Annotated in this window: 20 protein-coding genes; 9 read left to right on the top strand and 11 right to left on the bottom strand. The window is 68.5% G+C overall.

Features of this window, described 5'->3' with window-relative positions:
* Positions 1–45: 45 nt before the first annotated feature.
* The 3 genes from KY661_RS35880 to KY661_RS35870 all read left to right on the top strand — a co-directional run bounded on the left by KY661_RS35880 (position 46) and on the right by KY661_RS35870 (position 2,264).
* Positions 46–1,215, top strand: coding sequence for a ribonuclease D (locus tag KY661_RS35880; RefSeq protein ID WP_225414487.1), 1,170 nt, complete (start codon positions 46–48; stop codon positions 1,213–1,215).
* A 134-nt stretch (positions 1,216–1,349) separates the two neighbouring features.
* Positions 1,350–1,703 carry a hypothetical protein gene (locus KY661_RS35875; protein ID WP_075007514.1) on the top strand — a complete coding sequence of 118 codons (354 nt, stop codon included), beginning with the start codon at positions 1,350–1,352 and terminating at the stop codon, positions 1,701–1,703.
* A gap of 3 nt (positions 1,704–1,706) precedes the next feature.
* On the top strand, positions 1,707–2,264 hold the full coding sequence (locus tag KY661_RS35870; RefSeq protein WP_225414486.1) for a GNAT family N-acetyltransferase: 558 nt from the start codon (positions 1,707–1,709) through the stop codon (positions 2,262–2,264).
* Between the two features lie 6 nt (positions 2,265–2,270).
* Here KY661_RS35870 and KY661_RS35865 read toward each other — a convergent pair whose 3' ends face one another.
* Positions 2,271–3,773 (bottom strand): carboxypeptidase M32, encoded by a 1,503-nt coding sequence (locus tag KY661_RS35865; RefSeq protein WP_225414485.1) that lies wholly within the window; start codon positions 3,771–3,773, stop codon positions 2,271–2,273.
* Between the two features lie 54 nt (positions 3,774–3,827).
* On the opposite strand from KY661_RS35865, the gene KY661_RS35860 reads away from it, so the two are divergent.
* The gene (locus tag KY661_RS35860; RefSeq protein ID WP_398577290.1) at positions 3,828–4,370 is read left to right on the top strand and encodes a hypothetical protein; all 543 of its coding nucleotides are present in this window, start codon (positions 3,828–3,830) and stop codon (positions 4,368–4,370) included.
* 7 nt (positions 4,371–4,377) lie between these two features.
* Here the strand turns inward: KY661_RS35860 and KY661_RS35855 are convergent, their stop codons facing one another.
* Positions 4,378–6,000, bottom strand: a complete 1,623-nt coding sequence (locus tag KY661_RS35855; RefSeq protein WP_225414483.1) for a peptide chain release factor 3 — start codon at positions 5,998–6,000, stop codon at positions 4,378–4,380.
* A gap of 118 nt (positions 6,001–6,118) precedes the next feature.
* Here KY661_RS35855 and KY661_RS35850 point away from each other — a divergent pair, with 118 nt between their 5' ends.
* Positions 6,119–6,511, top strand: a complete 393-nt coding sequence (locus tag KY661_RS35850; RefSeq protein WP_225414482.1) for a RidA family protein — start codon at positions 6,119–6,121, stop codon at positions 6,509–6,511.
* A gap of 195 nt (positions 6,512–6,706) precedes the next feature.
* On the opposite strand, the gene KY661_RS35845 is transcribed toward KY661_RS35850, so the two are convergent.
* The 5 genes from KY661_RS35845 to KY661_RS35825 all read right to left on the bottom strand — a co-directional run bounded on the left by KY661_RS35845 (position 6,707) and on the right by KY661_RS35825 (position 11,789).
* Positions 6,707–7,801: a hypothetical protein gene (locus tag KY661_RS35845; RefSeq protein WP_225414481.1), complete on the bottom strand. Its 1,095-nt coding sequence runs from the start codon at positions 7,799–7,801 to the stop codon at positions 6,707–6,709.
* Positions 7,802–7,825: 24 nt separating this feature from the next.
* Entirely contained in the window at positions 7,826–8,938 is a 1,113-nt protein-coding gene (locus KY661_RS35840) for an esterase/lipase family protein (RefSeq protein ID WP_225414480.1), read from the bottom strand.
* Positions 8,939–9,188: 250 nt separating this feature from the next.
* Positions 9,189–9,980, bottom strand: a complete 792-nt coding sequence (locus KY661_RS35835; protein ID WP_225414479.1) for an ABC transporter permease — start codon at positions 9,978–9,980, stop codon at positions 9,189–9,191.
* Positions 9,981–9,984: 4 nt separating this feature from the next.
* On the bottom strand, positions 9,985–10,788 hold the full coding sequence (locus KY661_RS35830) for an ABC transporter permease (RefSeq protein WP_225414478.1): 804 nt from the start codon (positions 10,786–10,788) through the stop codon (positions 9,985–9,987).
* Entirely contained in the window at positions 10,785–11,789 is a 1,005-nt protein-coding gene (locus tag KY661_RS35825) for an ABC transporter ATP-binding protein (protein ID WP_225414477.1), read from the bottom strand. Before KY661_RS35825 ends, KY661_RS35830 begins: the two co-directional genes overlap by 4 nt.
* Positions 11,790–11,851: 62 nt before the next feature.
* On the opposite strand from KY661_RS35825, the gene KY661_RS35820 reads away from it, so the two are divergent.
* Positions 11,852–13,021 (top strand): small ribosomal subunit Rsm22 family protein, encoded by a 1,170-nt coding sequence (locus KY661_RS35820; protein WP_225414476.1) that lies wholly within the window; start codon positions 11,852–11,854, stop codon positions 13,019–13,021.
* 67 nt (positions 13,022–13,088) lie between these two features.
* Positions 13,089–14,021, top strand: a complete 933-nt coding sequence (locus KY661_RS35815) for a hypothetical protein (protein ID WP_225414475.1) — start codon at positions 13,089–13,091, stop codon at positions 14,019–14,021.
* A gap of 15 nt (positions 14,022–14,036) precedes the next feature.
* Here KY661_RS35815 and KY661_RS35810 read toward each other — a convergent pair whose 3' ends face one another.
* Complete coding sequence (locus tag KY661_RS35810; RefSeq protein WP_225414474.1) at positions 14,037–15,413, bottom strand: tail fiber domain-containing protein; 1,377 nt, start codon at positions 15,411–15,413, stop codon at positions 14,037–14,039.
* Between the two features lie 141 nt (positions 15,414–15,554).
* Positions 15,555–15,854: a GFA family protein gene (locus KY661_RS35805; RefSeq protein WP_225414473.1), complete on the bottom strand. Its 300-nt coding sequence runs from the start codon at positions 15,852–15,854 to the stop codon at positions 15,555–15,557.
* Between the two features lie 97 nt (positions 15,855–15,951).
* On the opposite strand from KY661_RS35805, the gene KY661_RS35800 reads away from it, so the two are divergent.
* Entirely contained in the window at positions 15,952–16,122 is a 171-nt protein-coding gene (locus KY661_RS35800) for an NAD(+)--rifampin ADP-ribosyltransferase (RefSeq protein ID WP_225414472.1), read from the top strand.
* A 15-nt stretch (positions 16,123–16,137) separates the two neighbouring features.
* On the opposite strand, the gene KY661_RS35795 is transcribed toward KY661_RS35800, so the two are convergent.
* Together KY661_RS35795 and KY661_RS35790 are read right to left on the bottom strand one after the other, a co-directional pair.
* Positions 16,138–16,593 carry a DUF4265 domain-containing protein gene (locus KY661_RS35795; RefSeq protein ID WP_225414471.1) on the bottom strand — a complete coding sequence of 152 codons (456 nt, stop codon included), beginning with the start codon at positions 16,591–16,593 and terminating at the stop codon, positions 16,138–16,140.
* Positions 16,590–17,018 (bottom strand): HNH endonuclease, encoded by a 429-nt coding sequence (locus tag KY661_RS35790; RefSeq protein WP_225414470.1) that lies wholly within the window; start codon positions 17,016–17,018, stop codon positions 16,590–16,592. The genes KY661_RS35795 and KY661_RS35790 overlap by 4 nt, the downstream gene beginning before the upstream one ends.
* Before the next feature lie 550 nt (positions 17,019–17,568).
* On the opposite strand from KY661_RS35790, the gene KY661_RS35785 reads away from it, so the two are divergent.
* On the top strand, positions 17,569–18,048 hold the full coding sequence (locus tag KY661_RS35785; protein ID WP_225414469.1) for a hypothetical protein: 480 nt from the start codon (positions 17,569–17,571) through the stop codon (positions 18,046–18,048).
* Positions 18,049–18,397: the final 349 nt, after the last annotated feature.

Genomic DNA, 18,397 nt, shown 5'->3' with positions numbered 1-18,397 from the left:
AACACGTGACACGTCACAGTCCGGGTCCGCTAGCCTGTCTGGCCGATGCCGAACTATCCGCAGGGTGCCGTGGACGTGGTGGACGCCTCGGGCGCACAGGAGGCTGCCCGGACGCTGGCCGCCGTGAGGGAGCTCGCCGTGGATCTGGAGGCGGACTCGATGCACGCCTTCCGGGCCCGGCTGTGCTTTCTCCAGGTGGCCACCGAGTCGGAGGTCTTCCTTTTCGACACGCTTGCCCCCGGGGTGGACGCCTCCCTGCTTGCTCCGATGATGGCCGACCCGGAGCGGACGAAGTTCTTCCACGCCGCCCAGGGGGACTTGCAGTTCCTGGCCGAGGCGGGCATCCGCGTGCGGGGGCTCTTCGACACCCACCGGGCCGCCACCCTGCTCGGCTGGCCCAAGGTCGGCCTGGCGGACATCGCCCGGGAGCGCCTGGGGGTGGAGCTGCCCAAGGAGCACCAACAGTCGGACTTCTCCCTCCGGCCGCTGCCGCCCGAGATGCGCGAGTACATCGCCAACGATGTGCGCTACCTGTGCGAGCTGGGGCGCCAGGTGCGGGAGGCCTGCCAGGCGGCCGACATCCTGGAGGAAGTGCGGCTCGACTGTGACCGGATGTGTGAGGAAGCGGTCGCCCGGCCGGACGTCGGCGCGGACTTCAAGCCGAAGCTGCCACGCTCGGGGCTCTCCCCGGTGCAGCTCACCCTGGCCCATGCCGTGGCGCACGCCCTGCACGCCAAGCGCCTGGAGTGGGCGGAGAAGGCCAACGTGCCCATGGGCCGGATGCTCTCCAACATGGCCATTGGCGACATCGCCGTGAAACTGCCCGCGAACCCCAAGGAGCTGGCGCGGGCCGCGGGCGTGCGCGGCGGCTTCATCCGCGAGCACGGCGAGGAGACCCTCACCATCGTCCGCGAGCTGCTGGAGCAGTCCCGGAAGGGGGAGCTGAAGCCGGGCCGCGAGGCCAAGGACGGCAACCGGGACGTGAACCGGCGCAAGCGCGAGGATGCCCTCAAGGCGTTCCGGGCCGAGAAGGCCACGGCGCGCAAGGTGACGCCCTCCGTGGTGCTCCCCAATCCCCTGCTGGAGGCGCTCGCCACCCTGCCGCCGCGCTCCGTGGAGGAGCTCTCCCAACTGCCCTGGTTCGGCGAGAAGCGGCTGCGCCTCTACGGGGCGGACCTCGTCGCGCTCCTCGCGCAGGAGCCGAAGGCCCCATGAGGGCTGACATTCGGCCACAGTGTGTGCAACCGCATACCCTCGCTTCTCAGGAAATAAGAGATTCACGCTGCTGATCGCAGTTGCGACACGGCAAGCCGTGGCTAGTTTTGAAACCGCTGTGGAGGGTGGCCGGGATGATGGGTGCGATGATGGGTGTGGCGAGGGCGGACATCTCTCAGTGCATTACCGCCAGTGTGCGTTGCCAGGCCTCGTGCGAGGCGGGGATCGCGCGGCTGGTGTCCGAAGGGCACGCGGCGGACAGTGAGCCGGTGCGGCTGCTGCGCCAGTGTGCGGAGCTGTGTGACTTGAACGCACGTGCGCTGCGCAAGGAGAGCAGTCTGGCCCGGCGCACGGCGAGCATCTGCTTCGAGCTGAGCAGCCAGGTGGCCCGCACGGCGTGGCTGGACCCGGATGCCTCGAGCGCCACGCTGGCGCGCGATGCGCTGTTCATGGCGCGGGCGTGCCGGTTGCTGCTCTTCTCGCACTGAGCTTTGAAGAACCCCTTTGCCATCGGGCCCCGGCTCTACTTCCGCCCCATCGAGCGCGAGGACGCGCCGCAGCTGGCGGTGTTCGTGAATGACCCGGTGGTGCGGCGCACGCTGCTCCTGCACCGGCCACTGAACGTGGCGCAGGAGTACGGCTTCGTGGAGTCGCTGGAGCGGGACGAGCACCAGGTGGTGTTCGGCATCGCGCGCCACGAGAGCCCGGAGCTGATTGGCGTCACCAACCTCTTTGATTTGGACTTCCGGAGCCGGCGGGCGGAGTTCGGCCTGTTCATCGGCGAGCGCACGCTGTGGGGCCAGGGCTACGGCACCGAGGCCACGCGGATGATGCTGGACTACGGCTTCGGCACGCTGAACCTGAGCCGCGTGTGGCTCCAGGTGTTCGCCCACCACGCGGCGGGCCTGCGCACCTACGAGAAGGCGGGCTTCCGGCGGGAGGGCGTGCTGCGCGAGCAGCACTACACGGAAGGCCGGCCCGTGGACGCGGTGGTGATGGGCATCCTCCGTCCGGAGTGGACGCCCCTCTCCCCGCTGCGCCAGCCCTGAGGGGGCCTACAGCTTCACGCCATACAGCGCGCCGTACTTCTCCCGGAGATAGGCGAGGAAGTCGGTGTCCGTGAGGCCGCGCCCCGTCACCTGCTGGATGAGGGCCTCGGCGGGCAGCCGGTAGCCCTGGCGGTGGACGTGGACGCGCAGCCACTCGCGCAGCGGCAGCAGCTCGCCGCGCCGGAGCTGGGCATTGAGGTCCGGCAGCGCCCGCTCTGCGGCCCGGAAGAGCGAGGCCGAGTAGAGGTTGCCCAGGGCATAGGTGGGGAAGTAGCCCAACTCGCCCCAGGCCCAGTGGATGTCCTGGAGCACGCCCTGGGCGTCATCGGGCGGGGTGACGCCCAGGTAGCGCTGCATGCGCTCGTTCCACGCGGCGGGCACCTCGGACAGCGGCAGCTCATCGTGGATGAGCAGCAGCTCCAGCTCGTAGCGCAGGACGATGTGCAGGTTGTACGTCACCTCGTCCGCCTCGGTGCGGATGAGCGAGGGGCTCACCCGGTTGGCGGCGGCGAGGAAGCCCTCCAGCCCCACCCCCGCGAGCGCCTCCGGGAAGGCCTGCGCAAGGGGGGGGAAGAAGTGCTCCCAGAAGGCGCGGCTGCGGCCCACCACGTTCTCCCAGAGGCGGGACTGGGACTCGTGCAGGCCCATGGAGGGCGCGGCGGCAAGCGGCGTGCGGTAGTGGGCCTCGTCGAAGCCCTGCTCGTACAGGCCGTGGCCCGCCTCGTGGATGGTGCTGAAGAAGGCGCTCAGCGGGTTCGTCTCATCCAGCCGGGTGGTGAGCCGCACGTCCTGGGGGTGGGTGCCACCGGTGAAGGGGTGGATGCTGCGGTCCTGGCGTCCCGCCTCCAGGTCGAAGCCCACCGCCTCCAGCAGCTTGAGGGTGAAACGCCACTGGGCCTCCGTGTCGAAGCGCCGGCCCTCCAGGAGGTTCTCCACCTTCCGGGGGGCGGCGGCGAGGGTGGCCACCATGGGAATGAGCGCGTCGCGCAGGGCGGTGAGCACGGGCGTGAGGCGGGAGACGCGCATGCCGGGCTCGTAGCCTTCGAGGAGCGCGTCGTACCGCTCCCCGCCGTGGCCATAGGCATCGGCCTGCTCGCGGCGCAGGGTCAGCATCCGCTCCAGGGCGGGCTGGAACAGGGCGAAGCGCTTCTCCTTGCGTGCCTGGCGCCAGGCGGCGAGCCCATGGCTCTGCGCCTCGGCCAGGGCCTTCACCAGGGCTTGGGGCACGCGCACGGCGCGATCGCGCTCGTGGGTGAGCACCCGCACCATGGCCTGCTGGTCCGCGTCGAGCGTCTTCTGCCCGGCGGCCCAGGCGAGCGCCTCGCCCAGGCGCGGGTCCACGAGCCGCTCGTGGTAGAGCCCCTGGAGGGTGGAGAGCTGGTGGGCCCGGGCACCCTCGGCCTTGGCGGGCAGGAACGTCTCCTGGTCCCAGGTGGCCAGGCCGATGACGCCGCCCAGATCCTTGAGTTCCTGCATCCGGGCGAGCAGAGAGGGAAAGGTTCGGTCCATGGCCCCGTTCTAGGCCATCCCGGATCCGGCGGGCAGTGCTACCTTGGCCGCACCATGGCCAGTGTACAGAAGTTCTTCATGGCGCCCGATGACGAGGTCGCCCTCTTCCGCTTCCTCGAGCGCTTCGTCATCGAGGTCTACCCCCGGCGCGTTCCCCCGGACTGGAAGCCCTTCCGGGCCTCCGAGGAAAACGTCCCCCAGCTGCCCGAGGAGGACCTCTACCTGGTGGCCAGCGAGATTGGCGCCGCCCAGGTGGACAAGGTGAAGCGGGGGCCGGACAAAGGCTTCTGGCGCATCGACGAGGTGCGCTCGCCCGTCATCTTCCTGGAGCGCTCGCGGAAGAACGAGGAGGGCGAGCTGCTGAGCGGCATGCTCTGGGCGGAGCTGGACGTCACCCCGCAGACGGGCCGCAAGGACGCGGCGCCCGACCGCTTCCGGGGCCTGTTCCGCGAGCTGGAGGAGTACCTGCGGAAAACCTACCGCAAGGGGGACCCCAAGGACTTCCTCGTGGGGCCCAAGGCCGCGCGCCTCTATAAGGAAGGGCTGGTGCTCCGGGACTCGGCGCACCGCGGCGGCACCGTCGTCCCGTTCAAGTAGGCCCCGCTCAGGCCCCGGAGGCCTGGGCGAGGGTGTGGAGCTGGGGCGCCTCGTTGAGGAACTTCAGCTCCGGGTGCTTCTGCTCGGCGTGCTGGAGCGCCCAGTCGTCGCGGAAGAGCACCAGCGGCAGCCCATCCCGGTCCTGCACCGTCTGCCGGTTGCCCTCCCAGTCGAACGACTTGGGCTCGAAGTTCGCCCCCACCACCCAGCGCGCGTGGCTGAAGGGCAGCCGGTCCAGGGCAATCTTGGCGCCGTACTCGTGCTCGAGCCGGTACTGGAGCACCTCGAACTGGAGCGCGCCCACCACGCCCACGATGGGGTCCTTCATGCCCATCTGGAGCTGCTGGAAAATCTGCACGGTGCCCTCTTCCGAGAGCTGCTCCAACCCCTTCTCCATCTGCTTGCGGCGCAGCGGGTCCTTGCTTCGCACCACGGCGAAGTACTCCGGGCTGAAGCGCGGCACCGTGTCGAACACGACGCCAGGGTCCTCCGCGAGCGAGTCGCCGATGCGGTACTGCCCAGGGTCAAACAGGCCAATCACGTCCCCGGGCCACGCATCCTCGATGGCGGTGCGCTCGGCGGCGAGGAACTGGCTGGGCTTGGCCAGGCGCACTTCCTTGCCCAGGCGCGAGTGGTGCGCGCTCATGCCCTTCACGTAGCGGCCGGACACCACGCGCATGAAGGCGATGCGGTCGCGGTGCGCCGGGTCCATGTTCGCCTGAATCTTGAAGACGAAGCCCGCGAACTTCGGGCAGGACGGCTCCCGGGGGCCATCCTTCGTCGGGCGCGCGGTGGGCGGCGGGGCCAGCTCCAGGAACGCATCCAGGAAGGGGCGCACGCCGAAGTTGGTCATCGCCGAGCCGAAGAACATGGGCGTCAGCTGCCCCTGGTCGCTCTTCTCCCGGGTGAACTCGTCCCCGCCCACGTCCAGCAACTCGATGTCCTCGCGCAGCTGGGCCATCTCCTGCTCGGTGAGGATGGAGCGGAGCTCCTCCGAGTCCAGGGGGACGGAGCGCTCGGTCACTTCCTTCTCGCCGTGGTTGCCCTCGGCGCTGAAGACGTGGACCACGTTGGCCCGCCGGTCGTACACCCCGCGGAACTCCGGCCCCATGCCGATGGGCCAGTTCATCGGGTACGAGCGGATGCCGAGCACCTGCTCCAGCTCGTCCATGAGGTCCAGCGGCGCGCGGCCGTACCGGTCCAGCTTGTTGACGAAGGTGAAGATGGGGATGTTGCGCATGCGGCAGACCTTGAAGAGCTTCTTGGTCTGCGGCTCGACGCCCTTGGCCGCGTCGATGAGCATCACCGCCGCGTCCGCGGCGGCCAGCGTGCGGTAGGTGTCCTCGGAGAAGTCCTGGTGGCCCGGGGTGTCCAGCAGGTTCACCGCATGGTCCCGGTAGACGAACTGGAGCACCGAGGAGGTGACGGAGATGCCGCGCTCCTTCTCCAGCTCCATCCAGTCACTGGTGGCGTGACGGCGGGCCCGCTTGGCCTTCACGCTGCCGGCCAGGTGGATCGCTCCGCCGTAGAGCAGCAGCTTCTCGGTGAGGGTGGTCTTGCCCGCGTCGGGGTGGGAGATGATCGCGAAGGTGCGCCGGCGGGCGACCTCCTGCTGAAGCTCGGATGCCATGGCAGGGAGGGCAACTATCACGGGACGTATGTTTTTTCGCGGACTTCCCACGCCGGGCCTGCCACCTTCCCCTCCGGCGGCTCGCTCCAGAGCCCCCCTGCCCCGCCGAGGAGCCACCATGCAACGGACCCTTCATGCCTCCGGAAGCCCCTGGGAGCCCCTTGTTGGCTACTCGCGCGCCGTCCGGGTGGGGCCCTTCATCGCCGTCTCGGGCACCACCGCCACGGATGCCTCGGGCAACATCGTCGGCGAGGGGGACCCCTATGCCCAGACGGCCCAGGCCCTGCGCAACCTCCGCTCCGCCCTGGAGGCCCTGGGGGTGGGGCTGGAGCACGTGGTGCGCACGCGCATGTTCGTGACGGACATCTCCCGCTGGGAGGAGTACGGCCGGGCCCATGGCGAGTGCTTCGCCACCGTGCGCCCCGCCACCTCCATGGTGGAGGTCCGCAAGCTCATCCACCCCGCGATGCTCGTGGAAATCGAGGCGGACGCCATCGTCCCTACCCCGTGAGCGCTCCGGGCCGTGGGTGGGTAGCCCAGCACCCAGGAGAGTGCGACGCCGGAGGGTCTCGGGGAGCACCTCCGGCGGCGCGGTGGACCGGGTCTTGGGAGTCCCCCTCCCTCGTTCCGGCCCGAGCCCTCAAACCAGGCCTCCGGGTGTTTTCGAATACTCAACCCCCGGAGTCTACCTTGGGTTTCGAGAAATTTAATTCCTCCCCCACTGGCGAGGCTGCGCAAAGCGGAAAAGCCCGCTGGCTTCCTCCTGCGCGATGACGCCGGCCTCGGAGGGGAAGTACCGGGCGCGCAACGCCTGGAGCTGGGTCTCCAGCTCTGCCCCGGAGAGCTGGCGGGAGAGGGCGTCGCGCTCCGCGGTGTAGCGGGCCCCCACCTCCCAGCGCTCGTCCCGGACGCGGTCCAGCGCCTCCCAGCGCTGCAGCGCCTCCTCCTCCAGCCCCATCTCCTGGCGGATGGCGCGCAGGCTTTCGAGCCGGCGCTCGGGCGCCATGGCCGTCAGCTCCTGCTGGATGGAGGGCAAGTCCATGAAGCGGTCCATCAGCTCCTGCGGGTGGCGGCCCATGTAGGCAGCGGCCTGCTCGCCATAGACGTCCTGAAGGCGCTGCTTGTACGCCGACAGCTTCTGCTCGACGTTCGCCCCCTGCATGCCATCCAGCGCCACGAGGGCATCCCCCATGGCCTGGTTCTTCCGCTCGGAGGCCCAGATGCGCTCCGCGGCGTCCTTTCCGAAGAGCCGGTGGCGCGCATCCCACATGGCGTTGCGCCGCTCCTGGGGGCTCAAGCCCCGCAGGTAGGCGTGGTTGTCCCGGACCCACTTCTCATAGTCGATGCGGTTGCGGAGCGTGGCGGCCAGCTCCTCGTACATCTCCGGGAACCGCTCCTTCAGGAACGCCAGCAGCTCCTGCTCCCAGCGGTCCGGGAAGCGCTCGGAGAAGTACCGCATGAGCTCTTCCAGCATCCGCACCTGGATGGCGGGCTCCTTCAGCTTCGCGCCGTAGCGCTCGCGCAAGGAGGCCGCCAGCGTCTCCAGCTCCCCCTCCCCCGCTTCGGAAGCCCCGGGGCCGCCAGGCAGCGGCGGCACGGGGACCGCGGGGGACGGCGCCACCCGGGCGGTGGCCGGGGACGGCGCCCCCGGGCCCGGCACGAGCGGCCGGGGCTCCGGGACGCGCGGGCTCCCGGGCGAAGGCGCCACGCTCGCCTGCCCCGGAGAGGCGAGGTACAGAAAGGCCCCCAGGCCCAGCAGGGCCGCCGAGCCTCCCAGCATCCAGCTTCTCCGAGTCCACATGGCGCCGTCTCCGGGAGCTGGCCGCTAGTCGTTCTTCGCCACGTAGTCGAAGATGGCCGCGTAGAACTCCATCTCGCTGAACATGTCGGGCCCCACGCCAATCACATCCATGTGGTCCTGGATGATGAGGCTGGAGGGGGAGGTCATCTGCGCGGCGCTGGGCGCATTGATGTTGGACACGTAGCCCACCGAGGTGTCGATGGAGAGCTTGTCCAGGCCCGACAGCTCGGTGTACCGCAGCCGGTGGCCCATCTGCTGGGAGTTGATGCCCACCAGACCGTCGTCATCGTTGTCGCCGGACACGCCGTCGCCCTTGCCCGCGGCGCCGTCGTTGTCGCAGTCGTCGACGCAGTAGCCGTCCCCGTCCGGATCGAAGAAGAACTCCTTCACCAGGTACAGGGCCGGATTGACGCTGAGCCCCGTCTGGGCGGTCATCAGCGAGCCATACAGCGACGCATAGTTGGTGCTGATCGGATAGGCGGCGTTGAAGGCCTTCGCCCCCGTCGTCTTCCCATCCGCCGCATCGAAGTCATTGTAGGTGAGCGCCTTGGCGGCCCCGTAGCCGTCATTGCCCGCGCCGTAGATGGCATCCCCGAACATGCGCGCCAGCGCGTCCACGACGCCGGTGACGCCGTTGCCGAGCTTCAGCACCCACTGGGCAACCGGCGAGCCGCGGTGCGGCGAGGAGACGCTCACGAGCGCCTTCACGGCGGTGTAGCCCTTGCGCTCCCGCAGCAGGCGCGCGGCCTTGCGGATGTCGATGCCGCCTTGGGAGTGGCCCACGAGGCTCACGTACTTGGCACCCGAGGTGGCCATGTAGCTTTCGATCTGGTTGGCCAGCTGGAGCCCGCGCACCTCGGAGCTCTCGAAGGGCTGCACGGCGGCGACGAACGACTTCTGCCCGGAGTTGATCAGGTCGTTGCAGTACACCTCCAGGAACTCGTCACAGGGGTCGCCCACGAAGGTGCCGTAGTCATCTCCCCAGTAATCCAGGCCCAGGATGTTGTCGAAGCCGGCCATGCCGTGCGCGAACACCACGGGGTAGGTCGTCTTCTCGGCGGCGGCCAACGCGGGGGTGGCCATCCCGAGGGAACCTGCGGCCAACGCTGCCAGAAGGAACGGGCGCTTCTGCTTCATGGGGGACTCCTTGGTGGGGGAGAGACAGCGGCGTGCGGCAATGCCAGGGGCCGCACCCAGAAGGGCCTGGGCTCCGGCCTCGCCGGGCAATGGCCTTCTGACGCATCAAATGATTGCGCGAGACCTGACTGATAAGTCAAACGGATTGCAGGCAGCCGCGGGGCTCCAGCCGGGATGAAACATTGCGCAAGGCGTCAATCCCTTGCACGTGACACCCCTCCCCCACCGGAAGCCAGGCTTGCGCGATGCGTCAACTGCTGGCGGACGTGTAGTGCCCGATGGAGCGCAGCCACACCTGGCGCGCGACAAACGCGAACACCCACGAGCCGCCCACCGCCGCGGCCAGGGAGTGCAGGGGCAGCCGCCCCAGCATCGCCTCCGCGGGGAACGTGGTCATCAATGCCAGCGGAATGATGAAGGTAAAGACGAACGACAGCGTCCCCTTGAACACGGAGGAGGGCCAACGCGCCGCGTCGAAGATGGACTGGAAGAAGTAGGTGAGGTTGTCCACCCGCACCACGAAGAAGGCGGCGCTCACCGTGAGAATCCACAGCGAGTAGAGCAGGAGCGTGCTGCTGCCCAGCAGCACCAGGGAGATGAACAGCCCCGGAATGGAGGGGGCCCGGTCCAGCAGGTGGAAGGCGTAGACGAAGAGCGCCACGCCCGACAGGACGTTGGTGGCGCGCCACGGCAGGAAGCGCGTGGTGGACACCAGGAACTGCGCGTCCGCGGGCTTGAGCAGCACGAAGTCGAGCGTGCCCTTGCGGATGTGGTCCACCACGCCGTTGAGGCTGGGGGTGATGGCGCCCTCCAGCACGCCCTGGAGCAGCGTGAACCAGCCCACCACGAGCAGCGCCTCGGCGAAGCTCCAGCCCGCGACGGCCTCGCGGCCCCGGTACACCACGAACAGGGGCGCCAGCGCGGTGACCGTCCAGAACAGGGACACGAGCCCCTCGAGCACGAAGTCCCCCCGGTACTGGAGGACGAGCAGGCTGGAGGAGCGCAGCTGGACGCCCAGCAGGCGCAGGTAGCGGCGAATCATGGCCCTAGCCTCCGTACGCCGCGAAGCGCCGCACGCCCCGCCGCCACAGCGAGAAGGAAAAGACGGCCAGCAGCAGGATCCACAGCCACTGCCGGCCCAGGAGCGCCAGCGTCTCCGGCAGCCCGTGCGCCCCCGTCATCACCTCCACGGGGAAGCCGATCTGGTAGCGGAACGGCAGCCAGTCCGCCACGGCGCGCAGCGTGGGGGGAAACAGCTCCACCGGGTACATGTACCCGGAGAAGACGAAGAAGAGCACCAGCCACACGTCCATCAGCTTCTGGCTGCTCTCCATGAAGAACACCATCGTGCCGATGGCCACGTTGGCCAGGAACGTGATGAGCCAGCCGCCGAAGATGGCCAGCGCGAGCAGGGGCCAGCCCCAGGCCGTCTGCGGCACCGCCTCGCGCCCGACGGCGAACACCGAGAGCAGCGCCACCGGCACCGCCACCAGCAGCCGCATGGGCATGGCGCCCAGGTTCTCGGCCGCATAGGCCCACAGGGGCGAGATGGGGCGCAGGAGCCGCATGGACAGCGTGCCCTGCCGGGTCTCGAAGTTGATCTGCCAGGCGGCCCAGGAGCCGGTGAGCTGGCGCACCACGAAGGTGGCCAGGAAGTAGCCGATGAAGCCCTCCGTGCCGTAGCGCCCCACGGGTGCCTCCCGGGCCACCGCCGTCCACAGCGCCATCATGATGAGGGGCATGGTGGTGGACACCACCCAGATGAGCAGCTCGGCCCGGTAGGCCAGCGCCTCGGAGAAGCCGATGCGCAGCATGGTGGGAAAGGCCCGGGCGGCGTTTCGCAGGCTCATGTGCCCACCCGGCCCGCGGCGGCCCTGCGCACCTTGTTCTCGGTGAACAGCTCGCTCATCACTTCTTCGAGCGGCGCGTTCTCCACCGTCAGGTCCGTCACCGGCAGGCCCGCGAGCGCCCGGCTGATGGTGCCGCTCACGGCCTCCGGGGGCACCTGGAGCACCGCCGAGGTGGGCTCGTGCGACACCACCCGCCCCAGCCCCTCCAGGCGCGCGGGCTCCACGGGCTGGGCCAGCCGGAACATCACCCGCTTCTCCGGCCGCACCCGCTGCACCAGCGCGTCCAGCCCCCCGTCGTACGAGAGCAGCCCCTTGTCGATGACGATGACGCGCGGGCACAGCGCCGCCACATCGTCCATGTAGTGGCTGGTGAGGATGAGCGTGGCGCCGTACCGCTCGTTATAGGACTTGATGAAGGCGCGCATGGTGGTCTGCATCGACACGTCCAGACCGATGGTGGGCTCGTCCAGGAAGAGCACCTGCGGCCGGTGGATGAGGGCCGCGGCCAGCTCGCACTTCATCCGCTCGCCCAGGGACAGCTGCCGGGTGGGCTTGTGGATGAGGTCCTCCAGCTCCAAAAGCCCCACCAGCTCGTCCAGCGTCTGCTTGAACTGTGCGGGCGGCACGTCGTAGATGGCCCGGTTGAGTTCGAACGTCTCCGAGGGCGGCAAGTCCCAGAGGAGCTGCTGCTTCTGCCCCATGACGAGCATGATTTTCTTGAGAAAGGCGGCTTCCCGGTGACGGGGCACATGGCCATCCACCGTCACCTCCCCCTCGGAGGGGTGGAGCAGCCCGGAGAGCACCTTGAGCGTCGTTGTCTTGCCGGCGCCATTGGGGCCCAGGAACCCCACCCGCTCCCCAGGCCGGATGTCGAAGGAGATGCCATCGACGGCCTTCACGGCGGTGTACTCCCGGCGGAAGAGCGAGCGGAAGGCTGCCTTGAGGCCAGGCGGGCGCTTGTGGACCTTGTAATGCTTGCGCAAGCCGCGAACGGAGATCATGAGGGACGGGATTTAACGCGGTCGCCCCGTGGGTGCGACCCTTCCAATGGGGTTCAGTGACGATGAGCGAGGCGTATAGCAGGGATCTGGAGCGCTGGATTCCGCGGCTCATCGCCGTCTGGAGGCAGGCCCGGAAGAAGGGGGATGGGCCCGAGACGCGTCTCACACCTCAAGAAGTGAAAGAGGTGGGGGCCGGGGTGAAGCAGCTGTCGCTCGGGCTCACCCGGGAGCGGCAGCTCGCGGGGGCCAAGTACATGGACGACCCCCGGCTCCTGGGCGCCTACCTGCTCTTCTACTGGCCGGTCTCCTACGCCCAGGCGCGCCAGGCGCTCGGGGAGCTGCCCAACCGCCCCCGGCAGGTGCTGGACCTGGGCAGCGGCCCCGGCCCCCTGGCCTTCGCCGCCATGGACGCGGGCGCCAAGGAAGTCACGGCGGCGGACCGCAGCAAGCCTGCCCTGGCCCTGGCGCGCGAGCTGGCCACGGAGGCCGGGGAGGCGCTCGCCACGCGGGAGTGGGACCCGACGCGCAAGGCGCCCCTGCCCGAGGGCACGTACGATCTCATCACCATGGGCCACGTGCTCAACGAGCTGTACGGGACGGGGGACGGCGCCATCCCGCCCCGGGCCGCGCTGCTGGAGCAGGTGCTGGCCCAGGTGAAGAAGGGCGGAAGCCTGCTGGTGCTGGAGCCCGCGCTGCGGGAGACCTCCCGCGCCCTGCTGAAGGTCCGCGACGTGCTGGTGGGCAAGGGCTACGCGGTGCGGGCCCCGTGCCTCTTCCGGGGCAACTGCCCGGCGCTGGTGAAGGAGAGCGACTGGTGCCACGCGGAGCGGCCCTGGCCCATGCCCCGGGTGGTGGAGGAGCTGGCGCGGGCGGCGGGGCTGCACAAGGAATCCCTGAAGATGAGCTACCTGATGCTGGCGCCCGCGGGCGAGCCCTGGCCGGAGCCCACGCCCGGGAGGCTCTTCCGCATCGTCTCCGAGTCCTTGGAGGGCAAGGGGCGCCAGCGCTACATCGGCTGCGGCCCCGAGGGGCGCCTGGGGCTGGCGCTCCAGGAGAAGCACCGCACGGAGAAGAACGAGCGCTTCTTCAAGCTCCAGCGCGGGGACGTCCTCTCGGTGACGGAGACCGAGCCCAAGGGCGACGGGCTCGCGCTGGATGACCGCACGGAAGTGCGGGTGGTGGCCCCCGCGGGCAAGGGCGTCCCGCCGCCACCGGCCAAAGACACACCCTGAAAGCGATATCTTTGGTCCGGGCTCCCGGACCAGACTGCATGACTCCTCGCCCTCCCCTCGGGTCGTCATGCCTGCCCTCTCCCGGATCCTGTTGTTGGCCGCCTTCGTGGTGCCGCTGGCAGCCTCTGCGCAGATGCTGCAGAACCAGCCGCCGCCCCAGCACCGCCTCATTCACCGGACCACCTTCGCGCTGAGGCACAATCCGCTCGGAGTCCTGCTCGACAGCAGGGTCTCCTACCGGTACCGGCTGTACGAGAGCGAGTCGCTGGCCCTCCGGGACAACTTCCTGGGCCTGGGCGTGGCCCCCACGCTGAGCCCGGCATTCGTGCGTGTGGGCCCCTATGCCGAGTTCAGTCCCCTCTCCCTCTTCAACATCTGGGCGGCACTGCAATACGTCCAATACTTCGGCAACTTCGATCAGTTGCAGGGGTTCCCGGGGGCCCAGTCGGACTTCAGCGACAGCGCCCTCCAGGACAACACGGACAACCGGTTCTCGGCCCACGGCTGGGAACTGACCCTCGGGGCCACGTTCCAGGCCAAGGTGTCGCGCCTGCTCGTCCGCAGCCAGGCGCGGCTCGTGCGGGGAGACCTCAACCTGCGGCCGGGCGACCGGATCTACTACGACCAGTTCTACGATGTGGGGGCGCCCAACGAGGGCTGGTTCGCCACCAACGATCTCGACGTGCTGTACCAGGGCGCTGGCAACAGACTCCTCACGGGTGCGCGCTACACCGCCACGGTCCCCTTCTACGGCGAGGCCAAGCACTTCGATCCGGCCCACCCCTCCACGGAGGTGAGCAATGCCTCGCAGCGCGTGGGCCCCTTCGTGGCCTATACGTTCAAGGCCGAGGATGGGGCGCTCTTCAACACGCCCACCGTCTTCGTCCTCGTCCAGTGGTGGCTCCAGCACCGGTTCCGCACGGGCGAGGACACGTCCGCGGCCCTGCCCCTGATCGGCATCGGATTTCAGACGACAGGCGACTTTCTGCCGGTCCAATGAGCCCAGCGTCCCGGCCTACCGCTCCGCCTTCGCGCTCAACGCGGTCATGGCGGCCTCCAGCCGCGCGACGCTGCGCTGGAGGTCCGTCACCTGCGACTTGAGCGCATCCACCTCCGCGCTCTTCGCGTTCAACTCCTGCGTGCGGCGCTCCAGCGCCTGAATGGCCACCATGTTCACGCCGTCGATGTCGAGCATGCCGATGCTCTTGTCATCCAGGCCCAGACCGAAGGCCGCGCGAAAGTCCTGGGCCACCGGGCCCACGTGCCGCACGCCCGCCGCCTCGGTCTTGTAGCGCCAACTCTCCACCGTCATCCCGGCCACCTTCGCCAGCACCTCCTCCGCATTCACCCGGCGGAAGTCCTCCTTGGCGTCGCGGTCCGACGTGCACGCGAAAACCCCGGAGCCCGCGGGCAGGTCGCACCCCGTGAGCAGATCGCTCCGGGTGCGCAACCGCACCCCACCCGCCGCACGCACCATGAACTGGTTGGATGCGGAGTTCGTCGCGGAGGTGGTCGAGGTCGTGGATTGGTCCCCCCAGATGAACGAACCGGTGAAGCCCCCCGAGCTCACCCGGTAGCCCAACGCCGTGGAGTAATCCGCATTCGCCGTGGTGCGATACCCCAGTGCCACGGCCCCCTGCCCGCTGGCCACGTTGGTGTAGCCCATCGCCACGGAGCCGAAACCACTCGCGGTGGTCGAGGCGCCCGTGGCGATCGACGCCGTCCCGCTGGCCTTGTTGGAGGAGCCCAGGCAGGCCGCGACCGTGCCGGTGGCCTCACACTGGTCGCCGTGCGCGAAGGAGCCGTGCGCGCTGGCCACCGTCAGGTTCCCCCCTGCCCAGGAGAAATCGCCGATGTTGGCATCATCCCATTGCGTCTCGGCGTAGCCCGCGCGGAAGGAGGCCTTGTGGGGGTACCACATCATCCGGTACCCCTTTCCCGAGAAGGGGAGGGTTCCGAAGCCCATCTCTCCGCGCGCCAGCAGGCCGCCCGCCGAATCCACCGTGAAGAGCGAGACCCCGTCCCAAGCCGGTTCGGTGTTTCCCCCCGTGGTGTTTCGTACGCGCAGCAGCGGCGTCAGTGAGGCCGTTGGGGCCTTCGCCTCGAGAACCACCTCGGTGCCCGCGGTCAGCCGGCCCGTCACCGTGCCCGTCCCCGCCACCGCGAACGATGCATCCTGCGGCTCCGTCCCATTGTGGATGGCGTTGAGCCTTGAATCATTCCCCTCCACGGCCGTGCCCGGACCGTCGCCGTAGACGACACGGATCGCCTCGCCGTCCAGCGCCAGGCCCGTGCTCACCTCCACCGGCCGCTGGGGGCTTTCGGAACCACAGCCGCTGGCCACCACTCCGGCGATACACCCCAAAACAACCCCGGCGCCTCGAAGAAACATGTTGTGAGCTCCCGATGGAGGAAGGCCCACACTGACAAAGCGCCGGCACAGAGTAAAACCGAGTTTCCGTAAGCCCGGAGGTTCTCACCGTCTTTCTGCGCGCGCTGTTTGGGCTTGTGAGGGACGGACCCTGATCCGGTGCTAGAACCAAAGATCGCGCACGCACCTGCCATCCGACGGCAGGTCGTCGAACGAATCGAGCCCGTCGAAGTGGTCGATCGGCAAGTGCGCGACCGCGTCGGGTTCCGCCTTGCCGACGCGGGTGTAGGAACCGGTGTCGCCGTCGAGCGCGATGCGCTCGCCCTCGTAGTCGTATGCCCAGAGCGCGCCGTAGCGGCGGCAGAGGGTGCAGTTGCAGGCGGTGACCGGGCCGGGGTCGCCGGCGAGGGTCCAGCCTGCGTTGCCGCAGTGGCAGCGGCCGGTGAGCGTGCGGTCGTCCACGGCGAGGCCCCGGTGCGGGACCTGGCGGTCCCGGCGAACGAAAAAGGGAGGCGCCGCGCGCCTCCCCGCCACCAACGGCAGGACATGGAGAGACGCGATGACGGCGATACGCACCTGGTACCACGGCACCCGTGCCGGCCTGCGGACTGGCGACCTGCCCGGGCCGGGCCATCCATCCAACTACGGCGATCGCCAGCCGGGGAACCTCATCTACTTCAGCGAGACGGCAGATTCCTCCAACTGCGAAGTGCCCGAGAGCGCGGGGTAGCCTCAGGTTCTACCTTCATGTCGACGGAAGACACGCCTCCTCGTAGCCCCAGCGCTCCTGTGCCTCACCTTCATCCAGGACTGGCTTCAACACAGCCAGAGAAACAGCGGGCGGGACATCCACGGAGATGAGCCCCGGAATGTGGCTCCTCTCGATCGCACACCCCATCTTCTCCAGGAGCGCGCTAACGGTGGAGACCTCCTTCTCGTCGTAGATGATGAGACGCAGTGTGCCGTGGCCCGAAGGACGCACGACCTCTCGAAACCGGAACTCCCGTGGCTCGGTCACAGCCGAAACGATGTCTCCATATGCAATTCCCTTCGCGAAGAAGGGGATGTTGTCGACTTGGAACAGCCCCTCTCCCAGAGGGCGGGCCCACAAGCCCTCGTAGTCCGCAGGTGGGTAATCGTCCTCGTCCTTCTCCAATTTGACGACGACCTTGACCAGGTCATCTGCACGGGAGGCGGTCACTGTGCTTCCTCGGGTGTCGGGTCCTTGTCGCCCTTCTTGAGGTTACAGTCCCGGCAGAGCACCTGGGCGTTGTCCTCCTCGCCAGGCCCACCTTTCGATCTTGGAATCTTGTGATCGACCTGAGTCTCATTCAGAGGGGGAGTCACACCCTTCTCATGCTTTTTGCCCGGAACGGTCTCGGTATCGCAGTTCTCGCAGCGAGTCGTGCCGTCGTTCTTCTGTGCATTCTTCTCCTTGGTGACCTGCTTCTGCTTCTTCGTGAAGGCCTTTCCCGCTCTGGCCCCACCAGCGACGGCTTGCTGCTTGACAGAACCAGGAGCTCCGGAAGACGAAGCTGCTTGTTCGATGGGAGTTGATACGGGAGGGCCCACCCCTGCTGGAATCGAGGCTACGAGGGCTGAGAGAAGAAGGCAGAGAAGCTTCATGGGCGCAGTCTCGTCGATATCCCCACAGTTCCTCCAGCGTGCCGAGGCGCGCCTGTGGTGTGCAGGTGCAGAGAAGCCGAAGAGGGCTGCTGACGGGTGTTGCCGGGCAGTGGGCGGGCCGGAGGAGAGGCGGAGCAGCCGCTTTGAGCCCACGCGGGCCCAAGGTGGCCCATCCGGGAAGGACGCTATGCGTCTATGTGCTCCTCGGCAAAGTCATCCATGTCGATCTCGACGTCCAGCGGGCCCGCCTTGTCCCCTCACGCCGTCATCGTTGATGCACAGCCAGAGAGAGTCATTGGCCGAGATGCCGGTGGAGACCTCCACCTGTCGCCCGAGGTGCGGAAGAGTGCGGTTCAGGAACGGGAGCGGCCCATCCCCGGGCCCCGGGCCGCTCGCCGCTCTTGGGCGAGTGTTCCGGGCGTGACAGGCCTGGGCGCTACCTGTACCCCGGGACGACTTGCCAACATGCAGGGGCTATCCCACCTTGGAGTGTACACGCAGGGAAGCACTTGCCTGGGCGGTCGCGCTCCGCCCGCTTCCGGAGGATGCGATGGGTCGTAGCTACAGCGAATATCCCTTCCACGAGCAACAGCCAATGCTGGGTGTGCAGGGCTCTGGCCCGCGGCTCGGCAATGACGAGGACAAGCAGAAGATTGGCCAGCAGAAGGCAGCCGATCTGCCGGAGGGGCAGGCGGCCTACCGGAAGCCCTTCGCCGAGACCGTTCAGCGCTACCAGGAGAAGAAGGCCGCGAGGAAGGCCGCGGCCAAAAGTGGCGCTGGGCGGCGCGCGCCAGCGAAGAAAGCGGCGCCCGCGGCCAAGAAGGCCACGGCGAAGAAGACGCCAGCGAAGAAGGTGGCTCCTGCGGCCAAGAAGCCCATGGTCGCGAAGAGTGCCGGACGGACCGGCGGCGCCGTCGCCAAGACGCCCGCGCAAGGGGGCAAGACGATGTCGCGCGTGGCCGCGGCGGCCAAGACCGTCGTGCAGCGCGCGGCCAAGAAGGTCGTGGGCCGAGGCGCGAAGAAGCGCTAGGCGTCTGTGGGGCGAAGATTCCTGCAACCTCGCTGGCGACGAACAGCGGGCACGTCCTCTTGCACCGAAACACCTTCTCCACGGGGAGGAGCGCAGGGGAGCGGACTGCTACGAGCAGACGCCCCACTGAAGCCCTCCCCCTGGTGACTGCGCTCATCACTGGTGACTCGGCGCTCCCTGCTCTCAGGTGAGCCCCGTCACCACCCTGGGCGCCCATTGCCTCCACCCATTGCGTAACTCCTTGAGAAGACAGCCTCTTGCCGGGCTCCAGTGCCTGGCACGCACGCTGCAATGAAGCCTTCCCGTCAAGGCTTCCTCCTCCTCTCAATCTCTCGTCCTTCCGGAGCAC

The organism is Allostigmatella hybrida (genome assembly GCF_020103775.1).
In the GTDB taxonomy this organism is placed as follows: Bacteria; Myxococcota; Myxococcia; order Myxococcales; family Myxococcaceae; genus Hyalangium; species Hyalangium aurantiaca.
This window is presented reverse-complemented; position numbering and strand designations above follow the sequence as displayed.